General features: G+C 59.0%; 15 protein-coding genes and 8 pseudogenes. 10 read left to right on the top strand and 13 right to left on the bottom strand.

Annotated elements, in window-relative coordinates; all coding sequences use genetic code 11:
- Positions 1-443: 443 nt before the first annotated feature.
- Both RX331_RS25070 and RX331_RS25075 read left to right on the top strand, forming a co-directional pair.
- Positions 444-1,406 (top strand): glycosyltransferase family 2 protein, encoded by a 963-nt coding sequence (locus RX331_RS25070; RefSeq protein WP_317252508.1) that lies wholly within the window; start codon positions 444-446, stop codon positions 1,404-1,406.
- Positions 1,407-2,452: 1,046 nt separating this feature from the next.
- Positions 2,453-2,831 (top strand): annotated as a pseudogene (locus tag RX331_RS25075) (sigma factor-like helix-turn-helix DNA-binding protein); the annotation flags it as partial.
- Positions 2,832-2,912: 81 nt separating this feature from the next.
- Here RX331_RS25075 and RX331_RS25080 read toward each other — a convergent pair.
- From RX331_RS25080 to RX331_RS25100, 6 genes and pseudogenes are all read right to left on the bottom strand, one after another.
- Entirely contained in the window at positions 2,913-3,908 is a 996-nt protein-coding gene (locus tag RX331_RS25080; protein WP_317252455.1) for a tyrosine-type recombinase/integrase, read from the bottom strand.
- Entirely contained in the window at positions 3,898-4,194 is a 297-nt protein-coding gene (locus RX331_RS25085; RefSeq protein WP_317252454.1) for a hypothetical protein, read from the bottom strand. The genes RX331_RS25080 and RX331_RS25085 overlap by 11 nt, the downstream gene beginning before the upstream one ends.
- Before the next feature lie 133 nt (positions 4,195-4,327).
- A pseudogene (locus RX331_RS39000) lies at positions 4,328-4,576 on the bottom strand (tyrosine-type recombinase/integrase); the annotation flags it as partial.
- A 122-nt stretch (positions 4,577-4,698) separates the two neighbouring features.
- Positions 4,699-5,668, bottom strand: a pseudogene (locus RX331_RS25090) (helix-turn-helix domain-containing protein).
- A gap of 115 nt (positions 5,669-5,783) precedes the next feature.
- Positions 5,784-6,011, bottom strand: a complete 228-nt coding sequence (locus RX331_RS25095; RefSeq protein ID WP_317252509.1) for a hypothetical protein — start codon at positions 6,009-6,011, stop codon at positions 5,784-5,786.
- Positions 6,008-7,228 carry a tyrosine-type recombinase/integrase gene (locus RX331_RS25100; protein ID WP_317252510.1) on the bottom strand — a complete coding sequence of 407 codons (1,221 nt, stop codon included), beginning with the start codon at positions 7,226-7,228 and terminating at the stop codon, positions 6,008-6,010. Before RX331_RS25100 ends, RX331_RS25095 begins: the two co-directional genes overlap by 4 nt.
- Positions 7,229-7,383: 155 nt before the next feature.
- Between RX331_RS25100 and istA the strand changes: the two are divergent.
- Both istA and RX331_RS25110 read left to right on the top strand, forming a co-directional pair.
- Positions 7,384-8,572: pseudogene (gene istA, locus RX331_RS25105) on the top strand (IS21 family transposase); the annotation flags it as partial.
- Positions 8,569-8,931: an ATP-binding protein gene (locus tag RX331_RS25110; RefSeq protein WP_317252511.1), complete on the top strand. Its 363-nt coding sequence runs from the start codon at positions 8,569-8,571 to the stop codon at positions 8,929-8,931. The pseudogene istA and the gene RX331_RS25110, both read left to right, overlap by 4 nt.
- Before the next feature lie 17 nt (positions 8,932-8,948).
- Here RX331_RS25110 and RX331_RS25115 read toward each other — a convergent pair whose 3' ends face one another.
- Entirely contained in the window at positions 8,949-11,012 is a 2,064-nt protein-coding gene (locus tag RX331_RS25115; RefSeq protein WP_317252512.1) for a recombinase family protein, read from the bottom strand.
- Between the two features lie 472 nt (positions 11,013-11,484).
- Between RX331_RS25115 and RX331_RS25120 the strand changes: the two are divergent.
- Positions 11,485-11,802, top strand: a pseudogene (locus RX331_RS25120) (ATP-binding protein); the annotation flags it as partial.
- A gap of 164 nt (positions 11,803-11,966) precedes the next feature.
- Here the strand turns inward: RX331_RS25120 and RX331_RS25125 are convergent.
- From RX331_RS25125 to RX331_RS25135, 3 genes and pseudogenes are all read right to left on the bottom strand, one after another.
- Positions 11,967-12,860 carry a hypothetical protein gene (locus RX331_RS25125; RefSeq protein WP_317258241.1) on the bottom strand — a complete coding sequence of 298 codons (894 nt, stop codon included), beginning with the start codon at positions 12,858-12,860 and terminating at the stop codon, positions 11,967-11,969.
- 153 nt (positions 12,861-13,013) lie between these two features.
- A pseudogene (locus RX331_RS25130) lies at positions 13,014-13,463 on the bottom strand (recombinase family protein); the annotation flags it as partial.
- A 48-nt stretch (positions 13,464-13,511) separates the two neighbouring features.
- On the bottom strand, positions 13,512-13,682 hold the full coding sequence (locus RX331_RS25135; RefSeq protein ID WP_317258242.1) for a recombinase family protein: 171 nt from the start codon (positions 13,680-13,682) through the stop codon (positions 13,512-13,514).
- A 731-nt stretch (positions 13,683-14,413) separates the two neighbouring features.
- Between RX331_RS25135 and RX331_RS25140 the strand changes: the two are divergent.
- The 3 genes and pseudogenes from RX331_RS25140 to RX331_RS25150 all read left to right on the top strand — a co-directional run.
- Positions 14,414-14,563 (top strand): annotated as a pseudogene (locus RX331_RS25140) (ATP-binding protein); the annotation flags it as partial.
- Positions 14,564-14,819: 256 nt separating this feature from the next.
- Positions 14,820-15,223, top strand: a pseudogene (locus tag RX331_RS25145) (transposase); the annotation flags it as partial.
- A 119-nt stretch (positions 15,224-15,342) separates the two neighbouring features.
- Positions 15,343-15,498: a hypothetical protein gene (locus RX331_RS25150; RefSeq protein WP_317252513.1), complete on the top strand. Its 156-nt coding sequence runs from the start codon at positions 15,343-15,345 to the stop codon at positions 15,496-15,498.
- 230 nt (positions 15,499-15,728) lie between these two features.
- On the opposite strand, the gene RX331_RS25155 is transcribed toward RX331_RS25150, so the two are convergent.
- The 3 genes from RX331_RS25155 to RX331_RS25165 form a co-directional block, all read right to left on the bottom strand.
- Positions 15,729-15,875 (bottom strand): hypothetical protein, encoded by a 147-nt coding sequence (locus tag RX331_RS25155; RefSeq protein WP_317252514.1) that lies wholly within the window; start codon positions 15,873-15,875, stop codon positions 15,729-15,731.
- Positions 15,876-16,309: 434 nt separating this feature from the next.
- Positions 16,310-17,194: a transporter substrate-binding domain-containing protein gene (locus tag RX331_RS25160; protein WP_317252515.1), complete on the bottom strand. Its 885-nt coding sequence runs from the start codon at positions 17,192-17,194 to the stop codon at positions 16,310-16,312.
- A gap of 846 nt (positions 17,195-18,040) precedes the next feature.
- Entirely contained in the window at positions 18,041-18,268 is a 228-nt protein-coding gene (locus RX331_RS25165) for a hypothetical protein (RefSeq protein WP_317252516.1), read from the bottom strand.
- Positions 18,269-18,433: 165 nt separating this feature from the next.
- On the opposite strand from RX331_RS25165, the gene RX331_RS25170 reads away from it, so the two are divergent.
- A complete protein-coding gene (locus RX331_RS25170; protein WP_317252517.1) occupies positions 18,434-18,928 on the top strand; it encodes a hypothetical protein in 495 nt (164 codons plus the stop codon).
- Between the two features lie 10 nt (positions 18,929-18,938).
- The gene (locus RX331_RS25175; protein WP_317252518.1) at positions 18,939-19,154 is read left to right on the top strand and encodes a hypothetical protein; all 216 of its coding nucleotides are present in this window, start codon (positions 18,939-18,941) and stop codon (positions 19,152-19,154) included.
- Positions 19,155-19,309 lie beyond the last annotated feature (155 nt).

Below are 19,309 nucleotides of genomic sequence, written 5' to 3' on the forward strand. Positions count from 1 at the left end.
TGAAGGCGTTGGCTGTAGGCGCCGGCTACGCTGATGGTCTGCTCGGCGTTTCCCATCATGCTACCGAGGATATCGCCATGTTGCGTGCTATACACTTTATGGCTTTCCCTCGAAGCCTCGGCTACCCGTGCATCAGTCCGGCGAGGCTTCGATCCGCGATCCAGCGGCTTTACCCTGAACCCGACCGCTTCCTTCCTTTGCAAGCGGACACGATGTTGCGATCCTCGCCACCGGCGCTATCGTGGCCCATCCCCTTTTGGAGGTGCGGGCTGCGGGATACCCCTAGTCAATTTTTCGCGTAGCATTTCTGAGTGGATACGATCCTGCTTAGTTGCGGGAGATTGCCGAGGCACACGATCTGCCGGTCACCCTTGAACCGCCATGGTGCAACCCTTGGTCCTCCTCTTTGTCTCGAAGTTCGTCGCGTGGGAGCGCAAACGCACATGACTAAGACCATCAGTATTGTCACGCCTGTGTTTAACGAACAGGACAATGTCGTTGAACTATGCAGCCGCATCGCAACCGTAATGGCCCACACCGGCTATGACTACGAACATATCCTCGTCGACAACGCATCCATCGACCGAACCTTGGAACTGTTGCGCGGCATTGCAGCGAAAGATGTCCGGGTTAAGGTCATCGTGAATACCCGAAACTTCGGCTATATCCGCTCATCGTTTCACGCCGTGTTGCAGGCGAGCGGCGACGCCGTGGTGCTGATCGCTGCTGATCTGCAGGATCCACCGGAAATGATTCTCGAGTTCATCGCCAAGTGGGAAGAGGGTTACAAGACCATCATGGCCGTCAAGCCGACGAGTGACGAATCGTCGGTCATGTTCCACCTGCGCCGCCTCTATTATCGGTTGATCTCGCGTATTTCTGATGTTTCTTTGATACAGAACGCGACGGGCGCGGGTCTCTACGATCGCTTTATCGTTGATCAACTGCGCAAGCTCGACGAGCCCTATCCCTTTTTTCGCGGGCTCGTCTGCGAAGTCGGCTATAAGATTGCCACCATTCCATTCCATCAACCTCGGCGCAATCGAGGACTTAGTAGTCAGAACTTCTATTCGCTCTACGATCTGGCGATGTTGGGTGTGACCAAGCATTCCAAAGTGCCGCTTCGTCTGATACCTATGTTGGGCTTTCTGGTATCCATCGTCAGTTTGGCTATCTCTCTCGGCTATTTTGGGACCAAACTTCTATTCCAGAACTCGTTCGAACTAGGCCTCGCCCCAATCCTCGTTGCCATTTCCTTTTTTTGCGGCATTCAAATGCTTTTCTTGGGCCTAATTGGAGAATATGTTGGATCAATACAAACGCATGTGAGAAACATGCCTCATGTTATTGAAGCCGAGCGGATAAATTTTGAGTCAGAACAGCAAGCCTCACGGCTCTTTCGCTAATTGCTGAGGCTTTATGATTGTTATCAGTTTGCGGTCTTGAGATCGACAGCAGTTGAACGCTCTTCGACAGCTCGAATATCGTTCTGACGTTCTTGCGCGTGGAAGCAATCCGAATGACACGATCTTGATGCGAAAGGGGCAGCCACTGCTGGCGTCAAGAATCTCGTCTTCTGCCTCCAGATCAAAAAATAAGATGTTTAGGCTCACTAGAACCTGACTGCCGTTGTCACGGGAGCAAGCTTTGGGGTCGGGCGAGCAACCGCGGCTCTGTTGGCAAAGTAGGGTTGCTCGTCTTGGTCGTAATGTGATGTTCTCGAGGAGTTGGCACGAGAGTTTGAGGCGACAGCACATTCTTGCGACCTGACGAGCGATCGTCAGGTCGATAGTCTGGTCGACAAATTGCGATCAGCGACGACCCGATCGACATTCCTCGGGAATCATCAAACCGGGCCGACTTGAGAGCTCTCCCATCACGCACTTTGACGAGCAGATCGGCTCTAATGTGTCGTTCAGCATACTAGGTTTTCGAGCTGCCCAGGAGCATCGTTTTTATCAATTCCCCTATAACGCGCGCGTGACTGATGGCCGAGTGATCTGTGCCGTTGCGCATAACGCATTTCTTTCACTGCCACCAGTTTGCCGGAAGAGGTCATTGAGGACGGAGTGCGAGTGACGAAAATTTTCCCGGCTCAACCGCTACACCGAGACAGGCGAGACTGCACGAAGCATGCGCGATTGTGAGCCGGAACGTTTTTTTGTAGGCTGAAGACGTGGCAGAGGCGGTCTTGTTTGCGGTCACTGTCAGCAGGATTGCCGAGGCTACCGACTTATATATTAAGCCGATGCTGAAGCCGTTAAGCTGAGCAATTGGCAGGACTGCGTGTTTCGGCAATTCCCGGACACCGATTTCGGTAATTCGCGGACAGTGATTTCAGTAATTCCGGGACAGGGATTCCGCTAAATCGCGGACAGTTGTGGAGCTGGTTTTTCGGGAGCGCCGTTCAGGCAATGTTCTCTCTCAAGATGAGTTTGAGAGGGGCGAGCCGATACGGAAGCAAGCGAAACGAGCCACTGTGAAGGACTTACGATCGATCCTGAGGCTGACGTACGAGCAAGGCCTGTCGGTTCGAGGCGATCTCGGAACGGCTGCAGATCAGAAAGACCTCGGTTGCCACCTACCTGCTGCGGGCGCGTGAAGCGGGTTTAAGCTGGCCGCTGCCGGCGATTTACGAGAGCGAGGCAGCGTTACAGCGGGCTTTGTTCCGGCGAGTCGGGCGCCCGCCTTAGGACTTGAGCGAACCTGAGTGGCCACGGGTGACGCAGGAACTCAAGCGCAAGGGCGTGACGCTGACGCTGCTGTGGCAGGAATACCGGGCGGCGCATCCGGACGGCTATGGTTACACGTGTTATGTTGCGGCCGGATTTATGTTGCCGCTGCTGGAGTGAGCCAAGGATTTCGCCAATTTCCTTGGCTCGCTCCGCAACATAAGAGTGTGACCTTACGGCCTACAGGGCCTTCAGGAATGCCATCAACGACGGGAGAGCGGGTTGCCGAGGCGGCCGTCTCAGGCTGCTGATATCGACCCTGGCTAACGCTTCTGCTTTCATCTCCAGGTCGACTTCAGCATAGATGTGCGTGGTGTCTAATGACACGTGGCCGAGCCAAGCACGGATCGTGTTGATGTCGACGCCGGCGCGCAGCAGGTGCACGGCCGTTGTGTGCCGAACCGTATGTGGGCTCACGCGCTTCGTCGCCAACGTCGGCACCGTTTCGCCCGCCATAGCGGCATATTGGGTCACGAGACGGTGTATTCCGAAGCGCGTCAAAGGCTGGTTCGTCCTGCCGAGAAAGACCGCTTCACTTTTGTTCCGGTCGGCCACAAGACGAGTCAACGAGGTTGCCGTCGTTGACCACAATGGACAGATTCTAACCTTGTTTCCCTTGCCGTGAAGTCGCACTGACGGGGACGCACCCAGTTGGAGATTGCCGATCGTCAATCTTGCGGCCTCATCGGCGCGAGCACCGCTGTTGTATACGAAAAGCAGCAGAACATAGTCGCGCACCCCAAGACTCGTGCGTCTGTCAGGTTGGTTTAGCAACGCGTCCATCTCGGCCTTTTCGAGGTATCCGATCGCGGTCTTGGCCGTCTTCTTGAACGGCACTGCCTGTATCTCGGAACACCAGGCCAGGTGGACCGGCGAATGCGTGCCGATAAAGCGCGCCAGTGAATGGATGGTCGCCAGCCGTTGGTTGCGGGTAACCTCGCTGCATTGGCGATCGCGCTCCAGGTGGTCCAGAAACTTGCGGACGACTTCCGGCGTCAGCTCTTCCACGGTCATGCGATCGATGGCGCAGCCTCCCTGCTTGCTAGCAAACGGCAGCAACAATGTCAGCGTGTCGCGGTAGCTGGCTTGGGTGTTGTGGGAGAGATTGCGCTCGGCGACCAGATGTTCCAGCAAGAACCGCCGGATCCACGGACCGAGCAGGCTCTTATCCTTCATGGTCGGCCTCCATCGCGTACAGAGCAAAGCGCTCGCTGGCCGCCTGGAGGAGATCCGGCGTCATCTGCAAATAGCGCTGGGTTGAACGGATATCGATGTGGCCAAGGTAGGTTGCGAGTTGCGGAAGCAGTCGCTGCACTTCCTGGCCGGAGCGATACCATGCGATCACCCGGTGCACCGCGGCTGTGTGGCGAATATCGTGCAGCCGTGGAGGTCGAGGCTCGCCGACAGGGCAACTGATTCCGGCTGCTCGGCGGACATGCTGAAACCAGGAGATGACCCGCACATAGTGCCACCGCCGACTGCCGCGCGTAGTGAATTAATGGAGATTCTTGCCCGCGCGGCAGAGGAAGCCGGCGACGGCGCTCGACGTACTCGACCAGTTCCTGGTTGAGCTTTGGTCCGATTGGCACGAGGCGCGTTTTGAAGAACTTCGTGTCACGGACGGTGATGACCTGATCAGTCAGATCCACGTCTTGCAAGACCAAACGAAGCGCCTCGCCAATGCGCATGCCGCTTCCGTACAGCAACAAGAGGAGCGTACGGTACATAGCTGGCACGTGAGGGCAATGCCCAACCTTCAGGATCGAGGTCGCGTCCAACAGGCGGCGGAGCTCTTCCGTGGAATAAACATAAGGCGTTTGCTGCGGCGGCAGCTTTGGCAACATTGTCGGCAGTGGCGAGGATGCCGCGTACCCGCGACTGATGGCGAATCTATAAAGTGTATTAGCCGCAACTCGATCTGACAGCCGTTGCCTGGTTGAGCGGTCGGTTTTGTTGTCCGACGTGATCAGGCGGCGATCATTTTCTCCTTTGCGATAGGCATGGCATCCAGGAAGGTTTGCATTGGCGTTTTGCCAAAACACCACCGACCCTGAGGTGGCCGCTGCTCATTGTACTCGCGGACCCACAGATCGAGATCGGTCTGCAACTCGTCGATCGAACGATACACCTTGTTCCGGAACGCGACTGGTTTTGGTGCGCGAATGATCGATGTCCTCGACTGCAAGGTAAAGCTCGTATTCGTGTCGCTCCGGGCTGCCACAGTACTCGCTGCCGCGGTCCGTCAATATGCGTAGAAGCTTGACATCGCGCTCCTCGAACAACGGCACCACCCGATCATTGAGCAGATCAGCCGCCGTGATTGGGGTCTTGCGATCGTAAAGCTTGGCGCAAGCGACCTTGGCGTAGGTATCGATGAAGGTCTGCTGGTAGACGCGGCCAACACCCTTCAGATTGCCGACATAGAACGTATCCTGAGCGCCGCAATAGCCCGGATGCTCGCTCTCGAACTCGCCATGGGCTTCCTTTTCGGTCTTGGCCTTTTCCAGCGCCACCACCTGCGCCTCGGTCAGCACCAGGCCTTCCTGGGCGCTCTTGGCTTCCAGCGCCTTGAGCCGTTTGTTCATGGTCTCGAGGTCGTGCCGCAGCCAGACGCAGCGCACGCCGGCCGGTGAGACGGTGAGCCCGCGCTTTCGCAGTTCGCTGGCGATCCGGACCCGGCCGAAAGCGGGCTGCTCGATCGCGAGCGCAATGATGGCGTCTTCGATGTCCTGCGGCACGCGGTTCTTCAACACCGGCTTCTTGCGGCTGATCTCCTGCAATGCCAGCTCGCCGCCTTTGTCGTAGAGCTCCTTGAAACAGTAGAAGCTGTCGCGGCTATAGCCCATCATCTTGCAGGCTTGACTGACATTTCCAAGCTGCCTGGCAAGCTCCAGTAATCCAACCTTGGCGCGGATAATCTTCTGTTCGGTTGTCATGGTGTCCTCCAATCGCCGAGGCGGGGCGCTGCGCAACCCCGACCAGCTCCGCGCCCCGCCTCGGCTTGCGATTCGCCGTGGGAAGCCAGGACACCGCTGTCAGATTAAGTTTTAGCTAATGCATATAAAGGCCGCTCAAAACCCTATATCGCAGCATCCAGGTGGCACTGAGCGATCCTTTGCCTTGGAGGAGCTCGGCTACCGCCTCTGGGGTGACTTCGTCGACATCTCGATTGCCCATCGCTCGGCAGAACCTGCGGAGCAGAACCTCAGCGGACTCGAAACGCGCCCCCAGTGACCGCTGCTTGGCCAGATAAGCGTCGACAACATGGGTCAGCATCATTGGAGGCCTCCCAGGTCGAACGCTCCGACCTCGCGAAGCGCCTGCATGTTCACCTTGGCGTAGATGCTGGTTGACGCCGCGCGGCGATGTCCCAAATGGTCCCCGATCTCCTTTATCGACAGACCTTCGGCAAGAAGCCGGGAGGCGTAGGCGTGGCGCAACGCATGGCCACCGCGGTGGGCGGCGTCGATTCCAAGTGCAACAAATCTGCGGTTGGCGACATCATAGATGCTCCCTGCCTTCAACGGTCGACGGGGCGCGTGCATGCAGAGGAACACTTCCGGGCACGATGATAGCGGCCGCACCGTGTCGATGTAGCGGGCGAGCGCCTCAGCCGCAGAGGGAGCCAGCGGGTAGATCTGCGGCTGGCGGCGCTTCAGGCGGAAAAGCCGTAGCGGCCTGCCGGCCCAGTCAATCTGATCAAGGCGCAATGCCGCCACTTCGCCGCTGCGCATCCCGTAGACCGCGAGCAACAGCAAGATCGCACGATCACGGATGTCCCGGGGGTTGTCAGTCTCGGCGTCGGCCAACATGCGCTGCACGTCGCACCAATCTGGGGCATATGGCAGCGACTCCTGACGATAGAGCCGAGGCCGGCAAATCGAGACCGCTAGATCCGTACACATTCCCCGCTTTGCCACGTAGCTCAGAAATGCCCGCAAGGCCGAGGCTGTGTTGGCCACCGAAACGCGGGACCATCGTCCCGTCGCTTGGGTGACGAAATAGGCGTCAACGTCCTCAGGCTGAAGGTCCCTAAGTTGCCGGTTTATCTGATCACACCAGCGTAGGAACCTCCCGATCATCCGACTCCACTGCTCCACCGTCGATGGCGTGAATCCGCGCTCATTGCGCATCCATGTCACATACTGGTCGCGTTGGCTCTGGTACTGGAACACGACGGTCGGTTCACGCCACCAACCGAGAAATCGAAGCCAAGGTCGTCCGATGTCGACCACTCTTCGTGCTGCGGTGACAGCCCCCGTCAGGCGCAGACGCTCGGCCGCGATCCGTTGCAGCGCCTCGATATCGATGCCCTCCGAAGCATTTGGACCGAGATATGCGGCAATCCGCAACAGCTCGTTCCGTTTGATCCTGAGAGAAGCTGCGGTCGCGCCGGCTTTTGCACAGTGGCGAAGGTACCGGTACCGCTCGTCGGTGAATGGCGCGTCATCACGGTGGGGCACGGTCACGGGGATGGAATAAATCGTCTGATCCATAGCGAGCCTCCATTTGGCAAATGGTTCGCTATCCAGACGTCGAATTATGTTGCGTGAACAATGCCGACAGCGTTCATGCTCCCCGCAATTATAGCTCCGTGCACAACATAAATTTGGCCGCAACATAACGAGAAGTATGTGCTCGCGAACATACCACCTGGTTCTGCGAGAGGTTTGCCGCCTATCAACGCCGGGCGAATCCGACCTTCCGCCACCGCCACGCGGCGGGTGCGGTGATGCAGACCGACTATGCCGGCCCCACGGTGGAGGTGATCGACCCGCAGACCGGCGAGATCCGTCAGGCGCTGATATTTGTTGCGGTGCTCGGGGCCTCGTCGCTGACCTTCGCTATGGGGAGCTTCGGTCAGCGACTACCAGATTGGATTGAAGGCCAGACCCGGGCCTTGTCGTACTTCGGCGGAGTTCCCAAGGCGATCGTCTGCGACAATCTGAAGGCCGGGGTGGTCAAGGCGTCGTGGTTCGAGCCAACGCTCAACCAAACCTTTGCCGCCATGGCCGAGCACTAAGACACGACGATTTTGCCGACCCGCAGCCGCAAGCCGCGCGACAAGGGCAAGGTTGAAGGCGCGGTGCTGATTGTCGAGCGCTGGATTCTGGCACGGCTGCGCCATCGGCGGTTCTTCACCCTGACCGATCTCAATACCGCGATCGGCGGATTGCTGGAGGAGCTGAACAATCGGCCGATGCGCCATATCGGCAAATCCCGCCGGCAGCTGTTCGAGGAGATCGAGCGCGAGGCGCTGGCGCCGCTGCCGAGCGAGCCATTCGAATACGCCGAGTGGAAAACGGCCAAGGTACATCCCGATTATCACGTCGAAGTCGACAAGACTTTTTACTCGGTGCCGCACCGGCTGATTGGCCGTCGGGTGGACGTCCGGCTCACCTATCGGGCGGTCGAGATCTTCCAGGATCACGCGCGTGTCGCCCCATGTGCGTCGCTCTCAGCGCAGTGGGCATGTCACCGTGAACGAGCACATGCCCAAGGCCCATCAGCGTTACGCCAATATGACGCCGGCGAGCTTGATCAAGATGGCAGGGCGGATCGGCGTCAACGCCGCCATCCTGGTCGAGCGGATGATGCGTGAGCGCCCGCATCCCGAGCAGGGTTATCGCTCCGCCATGGGGATTATCGCCCTGGCGCGGCGCTACGAGCGCAGTCGGCTGGAAGCAGCATGCGAGAGGGCGCTCGCCATCAATGCGATCAGCTACTCCTCCGTGAGCGCCATCCTCAAATCCGGGCTCGACCGCGCGAGCCCCGCCGCTGAACCCGTCAAAGCCGCGCCCTCACACGCCAACATTCGTGGCGGAGCCTATTATCAATGAGGGAAAGGACCATCATGATGCTGACCCATCCGACCCTCGACCAGATGCAGGCACTCGGCCTTGCCGGAATGGCAGCCGCCTACCGGCAATTGGCCGAGCAGGACAATGCCGCCGATCTCAGCCGCGACGAGTGGCTCGGCCTGATGCTGGATCGCGAAGCCGCCATACGCGCCGACCGGCGCCTGACCAATCGCCTCGCCGCAGCTAAGCTGCGCTTCGTTGATGCCTGTATCGAAGGGATCGACTTCGCGTCCCGCCGCGGCCTTGACCGGCGCAACACCCTGCAGCTGGCGCAAGGCGCCTGGCTGAAAGCCCACGAGAACCTGATCCTCACCGGTCAAACCGGGCTGGCGACATGATCCGATACCTCACTACTTCATTGATATTCCAAGAGTCCCTGCCGTGGGTCGGGTGAGACTGCACGCCCGCTTTTGATCGCGGATTGCACCGCCGGCAAATCGAGGTCCATCTCCCGAATAACATAGGGCGCGCCCAGGCAAGCTTGCTTGGCCGGCAGCACTCCGTCCTTGATGAGACGTACAACAGTCATCTTGCTAACCTGCAAACGGCTCGCTGCTTCGTGCAAAATAACTTCGCCGCGCTCTGCCCGTTCGCCTTCCCGGTAGGCGGCAACGCCATGATCATTGCGGAAAGTCCGCACCCGTTGTTGCGTCCAGGTATTCCCCTTGGCGGTCCGTACTCCCAGCCGATTCAGAACCGATGCGATGTTCCCATCGGACAGCATGCGTGCCAGTTGGCAAATCAGCTGTTCGGTCGCGGCATCAGTCTTCCAGCGATGCTGCCCGGTCCGGTTCTTCACGACGTGGAGTAGAGTATGGTCGCCGCCCTTCCAATGCAGCTTGAGATGGAGATAACCAGGTTCTAAGGTCACGATGATCTCTTCGAGCACCGCTCGCAAAATTCTTTTCCGGATCACCGCCGAGGCGCCCGGATGCCTCCACAGCTGTTCCAGATCGGCTCCTAACGCTAAGATCTCGGCGCGCTCCGTGTCGGTCAATGCGGATGGTTGCTTGTCACGTGCAACAGCCAGATCGGCTTCAAGCCGCGCCACTTCCGCGAGCCGTTCATTCCATCGTCGTTCGAGATCTCCGGCGACCAGACGGTTTTCCGGATCAACCGCATTGTATTGTCGGTGCGCCCGCGCTGCTTCATAACGCGCCTGCTCAAGTGCCAACTCGATCTGCCGCAGTCGCTCGGTACCAGCGCGCTCGCGATCCGCGATCGCCTGCAGGGCAGCGTCGAGGCCGAGCGGCGCAATCACCGACAATACCTCCGCGGATACCGCCGCGTCGATCCGCATGTTTCCGAAGCCAATACACTTGGTCCGTCGACCATGATTAACGTTGGCATCGTTGCACACGTACCGCGCGATTCCCCGTATCCCGTTATGCAGCACTCGGAGCTTGCGTCCGCAATGTCCACAGCGCAGCAGCCCAATCAGCAAGCCGCCGCCATTGCGTACTGATCCCGGCACCATTTCGCCCTTCATGTTGGCGTTCCCGTTGATAATTCGTTGATTGCTCTCGTAGTCTTGCCAGGAGATATAGCCCTCGTGGTGATCGCGAATCAGCACTTCCCAATCTTTCTGGAGCCGGCGCACCCCCCGCGCGATCAGCTTTCGGCCGACTTCGATTCGAACCTGCGAGCCAGTTCTGCCAAACACATAGGCGCCGGCGTAAACTGGATTGCTCAACAGCCGATGGATCGTATTGTAGCGCGGCAGCCGCCATTCCACCACGCGGCCTCGCTCGCCGTACACGACAATCGGCATCTTGATGCCTTCGTCACACAGCCAAATCACAACTTGGCGGACGCTGCCGAACTCTGCAAACTTGCAGAATGCCAGATGGAGCGCTTCGCGCACGCGCTTGTCCGGGTCCAGCTCCAGACGATCGTCGGCGCTGCGCACATAACCAATAGCGACCGACGTATGGAGGTCGCCCCGCGCGGCCTTGAGGCGCAGCGCTTCCTGCGACCGCTGCCGCAAGATCGACAGTTCGAGCTCGCTGAATGTTCCTTTCATTCCAAGCAGCAGCCGGTCGTTCATGAGCTTTGGGTCATAGATACCGTCTTCATCAATGATCAGGCTGCTCACCAGGGTACAGAACTCCAAAAGTGTGTGCCAATCGCGGCCATTGCGCGCGAGCCGGGAAGCTTCAATGGCGAGCACAACCCCAGCGCTACCGGTACAGATCGCGGTCAACAAGCGCTCAAAGCCGGGGCGCGCCGTGCCACCGCCCGAACGACCAAGATCGTCATCGATAACGATCACATTCTCCCAGCCAAGCGCTCGAGCGCGGGTGGCAAGCGCATATTGACGGCGGCGGCTTTCGGGATTGTTGAGGAGCTGATCGGACGTCGATTGTCGCACGTACACGTAGGCGCTTCGTGACAAGTGATCGGGTGTGATCTTATTCATTGTTCGCCTCCCGCGTCTTTGCGAGAGCAGCGCTGCACTCGTCGAGAAGAAGCTTGAGTAGACCTGTGACTTCCGAGCGAACCTTTGGATCGAGTCGTTGATCGCGGATTGCGGTGGTTGTCAGCTCCAGAAGTTGCCGCCACTGTTGTTCCATCATCGCCTCCAACCGTCCGACTCGTTTCGGACGACGGTGACGAGGGTACGCGCAGTGCCGCCGCGAGGCTGCGAAGTTCGCGCAGTGAATCCAAGGAAAGCCGAGGGACTTCAACCATCGGCAGCGTCGCTGCCCACGTCTCTGTCATCCAGGCCGGCACCAAGATCCGGGTGCCATCTGCCTGCTCAATCACGAAATGCAAGCGATCGCCATGATTGACTCGCCGCAGAACGATGACGCGCTCGCCGGCGAGCGGATGATGCGGATATCGAATGGCAACTTCAAACGGCTGTTCTTGGGTAGTATGCCACGTGCTCGACCGGTACCGGCAAAACCTGGTTGGCCTGTGCCTTCGGACGCCAAGCGGCCAGGCTCGATCATTCCGTCCTCTATCTGCGTGTGCCGCGCCTGTTCGAGGACCTCGCCATGGCCCGTCTCGATGGTCGCTTCCCGCGCCTTGTCGACAAGCTGGCACGTGTTCAGTTGCTCATTCTCGACGACTGGGGAACCCATACCCTCAACGATCAGCAGTGCCTCGATCTCCTCGAAATCTTTGAAGAGCGCCACAGGCGCAAATCCACCCTCATCACCGCCCAGCTGCCCGTCGCCCAATGGCATGACATGATCGGCGACCCGATGACTTGATGATGCCTCCTTCTTCGAACGCTTGGTGCGTCGTACCTGATTGCGAAGCTGGCTGATTTGTTCGTCTGAGAGCTCGATCTGCCATGGCTGGCCTTTGGTTAACTGACGACCTGCCAGCAATCCGCGCGCGAGATAATCGAACACCGTTTGCGGGGTTACGCCAAGCTCAGCCGCTGCGCGCTGAATCGAGAAGCTACCGCGGGCCAGCGCATCGGATTCTTGTCCACGCCGTTGATTTTGACGGTGGGAATGCCCCAGCGGGTACGCAACATCCAGACGTTCTCACCTTTGAAGGCACAGCCCCGGGCCGCGACGAAGCCTTCCTGATTAAGTATTGCCGCGATCTCGCCATCCATTTTGTGTTCAGCATTCAACTCGACGATCCGTCGCCGCAACCGGTCAATGTCGATGTAGTTGCGGTAGGTGTGAACGCGCCGTTGTACGTGATGCTCGCTGGTTGCGCCGGTCTGCCAGACGATCTTGAGCCACACCTGACCTCGGGTCCGCTTTTGATCAAGAACGACTTCGCGGATGACAAATCGCAGAATGCGCTTGCGATCGGCTGCCGACGTGGTGGCCGCGTTCCAAATCCGCGGCAGGTTCTCTCCGAGCGCTTGTAGGCCTGCGCGTTCCGCCGGGCCAATCAGAAGCGGCTCTTGCACACGCCAATGCTCATGCTCTTGCTCGACCGCCTCGACGACACGCAGCTTCTCTTCCCAAGCCCGCTCAAGTGAGCGCGCCACAAGACGGTTCTCGGGCTCTACGGCGTCATACTGACGCCGGGCGCGCTCGGCTTCGTAGCGGGCGCGCTCCACGCGAAGCGCCCACTGGCGCTCGAGCTGACGGCTCTCCTGCTCCAGTTGGCCCGCCGCTGCGAGCGCGATCTCAATCTGATCCGGCATCAGGGCGTCGAGGACCACCTGCTCGACCAGCGCGTCAACTGCCAAGGCCCGGACTTCCTGGCACAGCGCACTGCCTTGCTGGTCCCGATCCGAGCGGCAGCAATAGACCGGATAGTCGGCATTCGGGCCCGTGTAGCGCATGCTCATGCGCCGTCCACAACGGCCGCAGATCGCAAGTCCTTGTAACAGGGCTGCCCCCTTGCGCGGTACGCCAGCGTGTCCTGCCTCATAGCGACATAGGTTACCTGCCAGTCGCCCCTGGTTGGCCATGAACTCCTCCCAGCTGATATAGCCCGGGTGGGCGGCGTGGAGGCAAACCGCCCAATCCGCGATCGCCACCTTGACCGTTCCCGTCAGCGATCCCGGCCGGCATCGGCTCGGATCCTGTTGCCGGCAGCCATAAACATACGCCCCAGCATAGGCCGGATTTTGAAGGATACCGCGTGCACTATCTGGCGCACGCCATACGATCTCGTGTGGAGATGGTCCAAGCAGCGGTCGAACCGGCAAGGACAATCCGTTCCTGTCCAAGTAACGCATCACACGGCGGGCGCTTTGCAGTTCCTGGAATTTGGCGAACACAAGGCGAAGGCGGGCCTGCACCTCCTCATCGGGATTGAGAATAATTGTGCCCGCGCGATCGTAGGCGAGCCCGGCCGACAGGGGCAGCCGCAGTTCACCTCGCGCCGCCTTCTGGCGTTCGCCTTGATGAAGGCGCATCCGAAGCTGATGCAGCTCCGCCTCGCTCATGATGCCGGACAAGCCCAACAGCAGGCGGTCGTGATAGGCGCGCGGGTCTTAGAGCCGCTCGCCATCCGCAATCAGCACGCTGAACACCGAGCAAAGTTCGAGAAGCTGATGCCAGTCCCGATTGTTGCGGGCCAAGCGAGAGGCGTCGAGACTCACCACAAGACCGGCGTTGCCAAGGCCGATCTCGGCAATGAGCTTCTGGAAACCATGACGATCCACGCCGCCAGCACCGGATTTGCCCCAGATCCTCGTCAATAACCTGCACGCGCTCAGACGGCCAGCCCAGACCAATGGCGCGATCAACGAGGCGGTACTGTAGCTCGGTGCTCTCCTGGTGCTGGTGCACCTGGTTCACGGATGACTGCCGCACGTAGACATAAGCCAACTTGGCACGGTGCGCGGTTGTGAGCCGCTCGTCAGCGACGTTCAAGCTGATCAGCACGACCCAGTCCCCTTCCGGGCGTGCCGGGGATCGCTTGCATTCGCCGCATCAGCGCGGCGATCGTTTGAGCAATCTGGGTTTGCGTCGCGGTCGACAGATTCGGCCACAGGCGCGGAATCTCGGCCGTCGGGCGGCCGGGTGGATTTGCCAACGTCGGCAGGGGTCGATACGCAACGCGACCTGGAAGCGGTCGGTGGGTCATCGCGAATCACCTTCTCGTCGAGAAGACCCAGACTCGCGCTCAAATGTTGCATCAATGGGATGAGCGTGCGCGCGCTGATGCGCGGCAGGTCGGCAATGCTGGCGGAGTTTGGCGGCTCAGCGAGATCTGTCGAGGCGATCCGACCCCCCCCCCGCCGCCGTCCATCCGGCAGCGCGACAACAATGTAAGCGGGACCGCGCCCCGATCGTTCCTTCAAGACGGCAAGCCGCCGTCCAAACAGAAAATGATGCGGGTCGGTAATCGTGACGTGAGACACGACCCGGTCAAGAATAGGGGTACCTTGCCGTGTTCGGTGAACCAACCATCGCCGACGCCATCCTGGACCGGATCATCCACAACGCCCACCGTGTCGCTCTTGAAGGAGACAGCATGCGAAGGAAAAAAGTCCCGCGCCCCTTGACCGACGTCGAAAACAGCGAAACGAATACCAATTGACTTCAACAACCAGGCAACCAAAAGCCAGCGCCGACACGCTGTCCACGAATTGGCGAAACTGCTGTCCCTCAGTTAGCGAAACCGCTGTCCCGTTTTTGCGAAATACGCAGGCAGGACCACGGAGCGCCACTCAAATCGCGGTCTGGTCGTTACGCTGCAAGTTGCCTGGTTGAAAGTCGGTGATAGATGACAACTGGTCTGAGCCCATAAAAACTTGGCCGTTTTTAGCTAGAATCGACCGCCGGTTATTCCTTTGCTGGGAGGAGCGAAGAACGATGAGGTCTCGAAGTTTTCGAACGCCCAGGAGGCGTTCATTTTGCAGCAGGGCGCCACGGCGCGCCAGCTTGCGGACATCTGCCGCAAGGCTGGAATTAGCCAGGCGACTTATTTCAATTGGAAGAAGAAGTATCGCGGGCTGCTGCCGATGGAGAACCGGCGGCTGAAACAGCTCGAGGATGAGAACACAAAGGTGAAGAAGCTGGTCGCCGATTTACCGCTCGACAAAGAAAGCTGCAGGCCGCCGAAAGCTATGACGCCTAGCCGGAAGCGCAAGCTGGTCGACGAGGTAGGTCACGAGTGGCAGGCATCGATCTGCAGAACCTGCGAGGCTCCGAGCTTGACAGGTCGACCTACCACTACAAGTTCTGTCGCTCCGGCCAAAAAGGACGGCTCTTCAGATCGGGCTCCGAGAAACCGGTGCACGGCGATAGCCGCCGTGTGGCCGAATCCGGAGCCCGGTGCAACGACTTAGGTCGTCGTTGCCACACAGGAGAGCTCTGATGAAGCTGTACGTTGGATTGGACGCCGGTCTTGAGGAAACCAGTCTTTGCATCGTCGATGGCGAGGGTCTCACCGTTCGCGAAGTCAAGGTTATGACTGAGCCAGCGGCGATCCGCTCCGCAGTAGAGGGCTACGCGGATCGCCTCGAGAGATGAGCGTCTCCTGGCGGGGCCGCGAAACGGGGAATGTCCGCTATCTCTTGCCTGCTGCCGCCCTTCGGGGACGAGAGCGCCGGACTGCTTGGACAGCCCTGTTTACGAGCCTGATGAAGAGCATGCGACGGCCGAAGTGCTGAACGCGAAGGAACGCATGGACCCCGCCTGGTGAATGCACGTCGCGGTCGCGGCTGTGGCGAAGATTGCGCGTTGTTGGTGCAGGGAATCGGTCATGGCTGAAGTTCGAAGAGTCGAAGAAAAGCGTAGGAATGAGTTGACTTTGCCCGCCCGATTAGGAAGGCCAGATAAACGCTGATCAGCCTGCCGAGCGCACCGGCATAGAAACGTTCGGCATAATCGTTTGTTATGGCAGGCATGCGTAGCTCCTTTGTCCGCAGGCATAAAGCCACGCACACGACGAAACGCTGCATGATTTCGAATTCTGTTCGAGGCCCTGACCGCGCGGCTTCAGTCCGCCCGGCTGCGCGCAGAGGTCGAATTCAGGGTCGAAGCCGGCAATTGCGAATCGCCAGGAATCGACAGACTGCGGCCTGGTAACCGAGGTCTCCCGCTCAAGGTATTTGCCACGCGCTCTTTTTCGTGTCCCTTCTGTCGGAAGCAGCGTAAGATGCCTTGCCTACCATCGCCGAACATCTTGCGCTTCTCCGAAAACTTCAACCTTCCGCCTTCACTGAAGCAGCTACCCCGCGCGTTTCCCGCATCGGTCCTACTCAGGCGGATGGCTCATTCACGGTCACCCGTAAGTCTTGCAGCAGGACAGGCCTCAGTACGGTCTCCATTGCCTCGCACCTTATTCGCAGCTCGGCACGAGGTCGCTGGCCTTGGTGAGCTTCGAGAGAACATCCCAGTTGGCAATCGCGTCCTTCTCGGAAACCCCGTTCTTCTCTAGGGCCTTAATAAGCATTTCCTTCATCGTGCCGTTACTGCGCAATTCGTTGAGCTGCTTGTTGAATGCGTCGCGGAAGGCTACGTCTTCCTTGCGGAAGACGTAGCCACTCCCTGACACCGGGCCCCCTTTGTCGACGATCACCTCGAGGCCTTTCTGCTCCGGACGGGAGATGATGAATTGACCGAGCAATAACGCGTTAGCTCGCCCGGTGAGGACCGCCGCGACGCCAGCGTTAAAGTCAGGGACGTTGATGTATTGCTCACGCTTGATTCCCTGCTCCAGCATATACCGACTTTGAGGTGTGTCTGGCCCCATTGAGACCACCGCGATCTTGATGTTTGGGTTCTGGCCAATCTGTTGACTACCGGTTATACGCGCGGGGTTACCGGACGGTACGTAGAATGCGTAGTGCTGTGCGAATATGGGACCGGAATACACCACGTTCTCACAAGAGGCCGGCAAGTACGCGTAGCCGACACTTACGAAGTCCACTTGACCGGCAAGCATTGCTGGAATCTGTGCACTCCATCCGAGTTGCACCGGCGTAATCTCTGGCAGGCCCATGCCTTTGACCACCAGATTCGCCAGGTCAATTGTATATCCCGTGGCCTTCCCGTCCGGCGAAATGACAAGGTAGGGGGGCGCCGAGGCTAGCGCCCCCTTGATCTCGCCGGCTTTCCGGACCTTGGCAACCAAAGAGGCGTCGGTTTGCGCCAAGGTCGGATGAAAGAAAGTGCATGATACAGCCAGCAGAACCAGCTGCGAGAACTTCAATTTCGAACGCATTTTGTCTCTACCTCTCTACGATTGATAATCGAACCGACCACTGTGCACTTGCTCAAGCTGGACCAAAACGGTGCACAGGAACGCACGAATAAAGGCTACTGCTACAAAAAGATGCACGGCAATTGCAACCTGACGCGATGTCGCTGGCGTTAGCGAAATTGACAGCAGCGAGCGAGTTCATCCTGTTAGGGATCCTGCACGCCTCTAGAGCGCCGTTCTTTGAGCAACGAAACGAGTTGCACGTTGAGTAGGTCGCAAAACGCACTTCTTCGTTGCGGAACGCGGTGGCCACTGCCATTCGCGACTGTCCGTCGATGATCATCTTGGGGGCTACTCCGTCGGATCCGGGCCTTAGTATATTCACCTCTTCTGTGAACGATACAGGTAGCAATGAGTTGATGTGCACGACACTAATCCTCAGACGCTGTGATTTGGTAAAATGAGGTTCATTACTCAATGTTGACGCGCCGCTTATCTTTTTGAAGATGAAAGTTTGCACGTTTCGGACAAAGGACTTGCTCGGATTTCGATTGTGCTTACGAAGCTGCAGTTTGGTACGCGCCGTATCAACGCCGTCACCCTCGTATCGACGAATCATCGGTGACCACCCGCGAAGCCGCTCGCTCGCTATGCTAGGTGGGGCGCGCGAAGCTCAATTCGTGATCGAAACTGAAATCCAGCATGTCAAAGGTCTGCGCCGGTGGTCATCGAAGAACGATACGCGTGGCAGTTTTTGTAAGCGGTTCGCGGCCTTTGCAATACGGCGAGCAACTGATTAGTGGTGCGCAGGCGATCCAGCGCAAACACGCCGAAATAGGAGCTGCGCGCGAAGCTCTTCCGGCGCCGTCACTGCCGCTCGTTCTCGACGAAACTGATAACGTCATGGATCGGCACGGCCGAAATCCACAGGCCGCTATCCGTCGGCAAGCCCTCAAACCACGGGCATGCGATGAACACCTTCGCTTGCTGCGGCGCCCGAGCCGCCGGAACGTACTCTGTAATGCGGAGCCGCGAGGCCTCGACTTGCCGGATGGCTTGGCGCCTCGCCTGCAGCGCATCCGGCTTAGCCTTCATTCCGTTCTCCGTCCCAAATACCGCCGATCTCTGCCAGCCCGCTACACAGAATTGCGCAGCTTTGCCGCTTTTGTTACCTTGAACTGGCGGTACCCACAACGAAACGATGGGCATCGGCCGGAAGCCGCTGCACTATTGTCTTGTTGCCTACCAGCGAGGTCCCTCATGCCCGTCTTTCGTTCTGATCAAGCGCCACCGGACTGGTGCGAGCTGCGGTCGTTCGAGGTCATCGACCTTGCGAACAATCAGGCCCGCGAGCGGCTACTGATGACTCTTGGCACTATCCAGCTCATCCATTCGGGTGGTTCAGTCGTGCTCAAAGAAAGCCAGTTTATTGACCTCGCAGTCGATGGATGGTGGCTGAAGGCCTGTTCTCCGCGCGCACAGATCGTCCATCTATCCGGCAGGTGGGGCGACGATGTAGCGGGATGCGGCATCTTCCACGTGAGCAATCACGAGAATCCGGCGCATGTCGGCGATCCGGTGAGCTATCCGAAGACAACATCGGTCGACCCGCACTATCACGATTGCGACGAGTATTGGATCGTTCTCAAGGGTGGCTGCACGACGGTGTGCCGGTCGGCACGCAGTCGCCGACGTTCATCGTCATGTGGTGGTCGCCGATCAGTAGCGTGGCGAACTCGCAGTTCGAAGCCGTGATCGGCGGCAATTGCTGGTCGGCGCGGAGGTCGGCACACAATCGACGGCGAGCGGCGGCGCCGATTTTTCAGCTCGCCTTGAGCGCAGAGCGGATGCGCTGCATGGCGAGCCGTCGGTCGCCGCGATGCTGCCGTTGCGCGAGTGCAACAAGCTCGTCATGAGTTTCGCCCGCCGAGCTCCTGCCACGGGCGACCGTGCCGGTGTTCCTCGGCGCTGCGAGCTTTGAGCCAGGCCTCTATTTCGCAGCGCTCGTGGATGACATCACGGAAGCCGGATTCTCCGTGATCACGAACTTCCCTACGGCCATCTTTATCGATCGCGTTTACCGAGTCGTCCGTTCTTTAATCGCGGGCACGGTGTCAACCCCGATAGACAAAAATG

The organism is Bradyrhizobium sp. BWA-3-5, assembly GCF_032917985.1.
In the GTDB taxonomy this organism is placed as follows: Bacteria; Pseudomonadota; Alphaproteobacteria; order Rhizobiales; family Xanthobacteraceae; genus Bradyrhizobium.

Coding starts and splice junctions, on each gene's coding strand:
- RX331_RS25070 (WP_317252508.1), top strand. CDS start 444: ATGACTAAGACCATCAGTATTGTCACGCCTGTGTTTAACGAACAGGAC.
- RX331_RS25080 (WP_317252455.1), bottom strand. CDS start 3,908: ATGAAGGATAAGAGCCTGCTCGGTCCGTGGATCCGGCGGTTCTTGCTG.
- RX331_RS25095 (WP_317252509.1), bottom strand. CDS start 6,011: ATGATGCTGACCCATGTTGTCGACGCTTATCTGGCCAAGCAGCGGTCA.
- RX331_RS25100 (WP_317252510.1), bottom strand. CDS start 7,228: ATGGATCAGACGATTTATTCCATCCCCGTGACCGTGCCCCACCGTGAT.
- RX331_RS25110 (WP_317252511.1), top strand. CDS start 8,569: ATGAGGGAAAGGACCATCATGATGCTGACCCATCCGACCCTCGACCAG.
- RX331_RS25115 (WP_317252512.1), bottom strand. CDS start 11,012: ATGAATAAGATCACACCCGATCACTTGTCACGAAGCGCCTACGTGTAC.
- RX331_RS25125 (WP_317258241.1), bottom strand. CDS start 12,860: ATGAGCATGCGCTACACGGGCCCGAATGCCGACTATCCGGTCTATTGC.
- RX331_RS25150 (WP_317252513.1), top strand. CDS start 15,343: ATGAAGCTGTACGTTGGATTGGACGCCGGTCTTGAGGAAACCAGTCTT.
- RX331_RS25155 (WP_317252514.1), bottom strand. CDS start 15,875: ATGCCTGCCATAACAAACGATTATGCCGAACGTTTCTATGCCGGTGCG.
- RX331_RS25160 (WP_317252515.1), bottom strand. CDS start 17,194: ATGCGTTCGAAATTGAAGTTCTCGCAGCTGGTTCTGCTGGCTGTATCA.
- RX331_RS25165 (WP_317252516.1), bottom strand. CDS start 18,268: ATGAAGGCTAAGCCGGATGCGCTGCAGGCGAGGCGCCAAGCCATCCGG.
- RX331_RS25170 (WP_317252517.1), top strand. CDS start 18,434: ATGCCCGTCTTTCGTTCTGATCAAGCGCCACCGGACTGGTGCGAGCTG.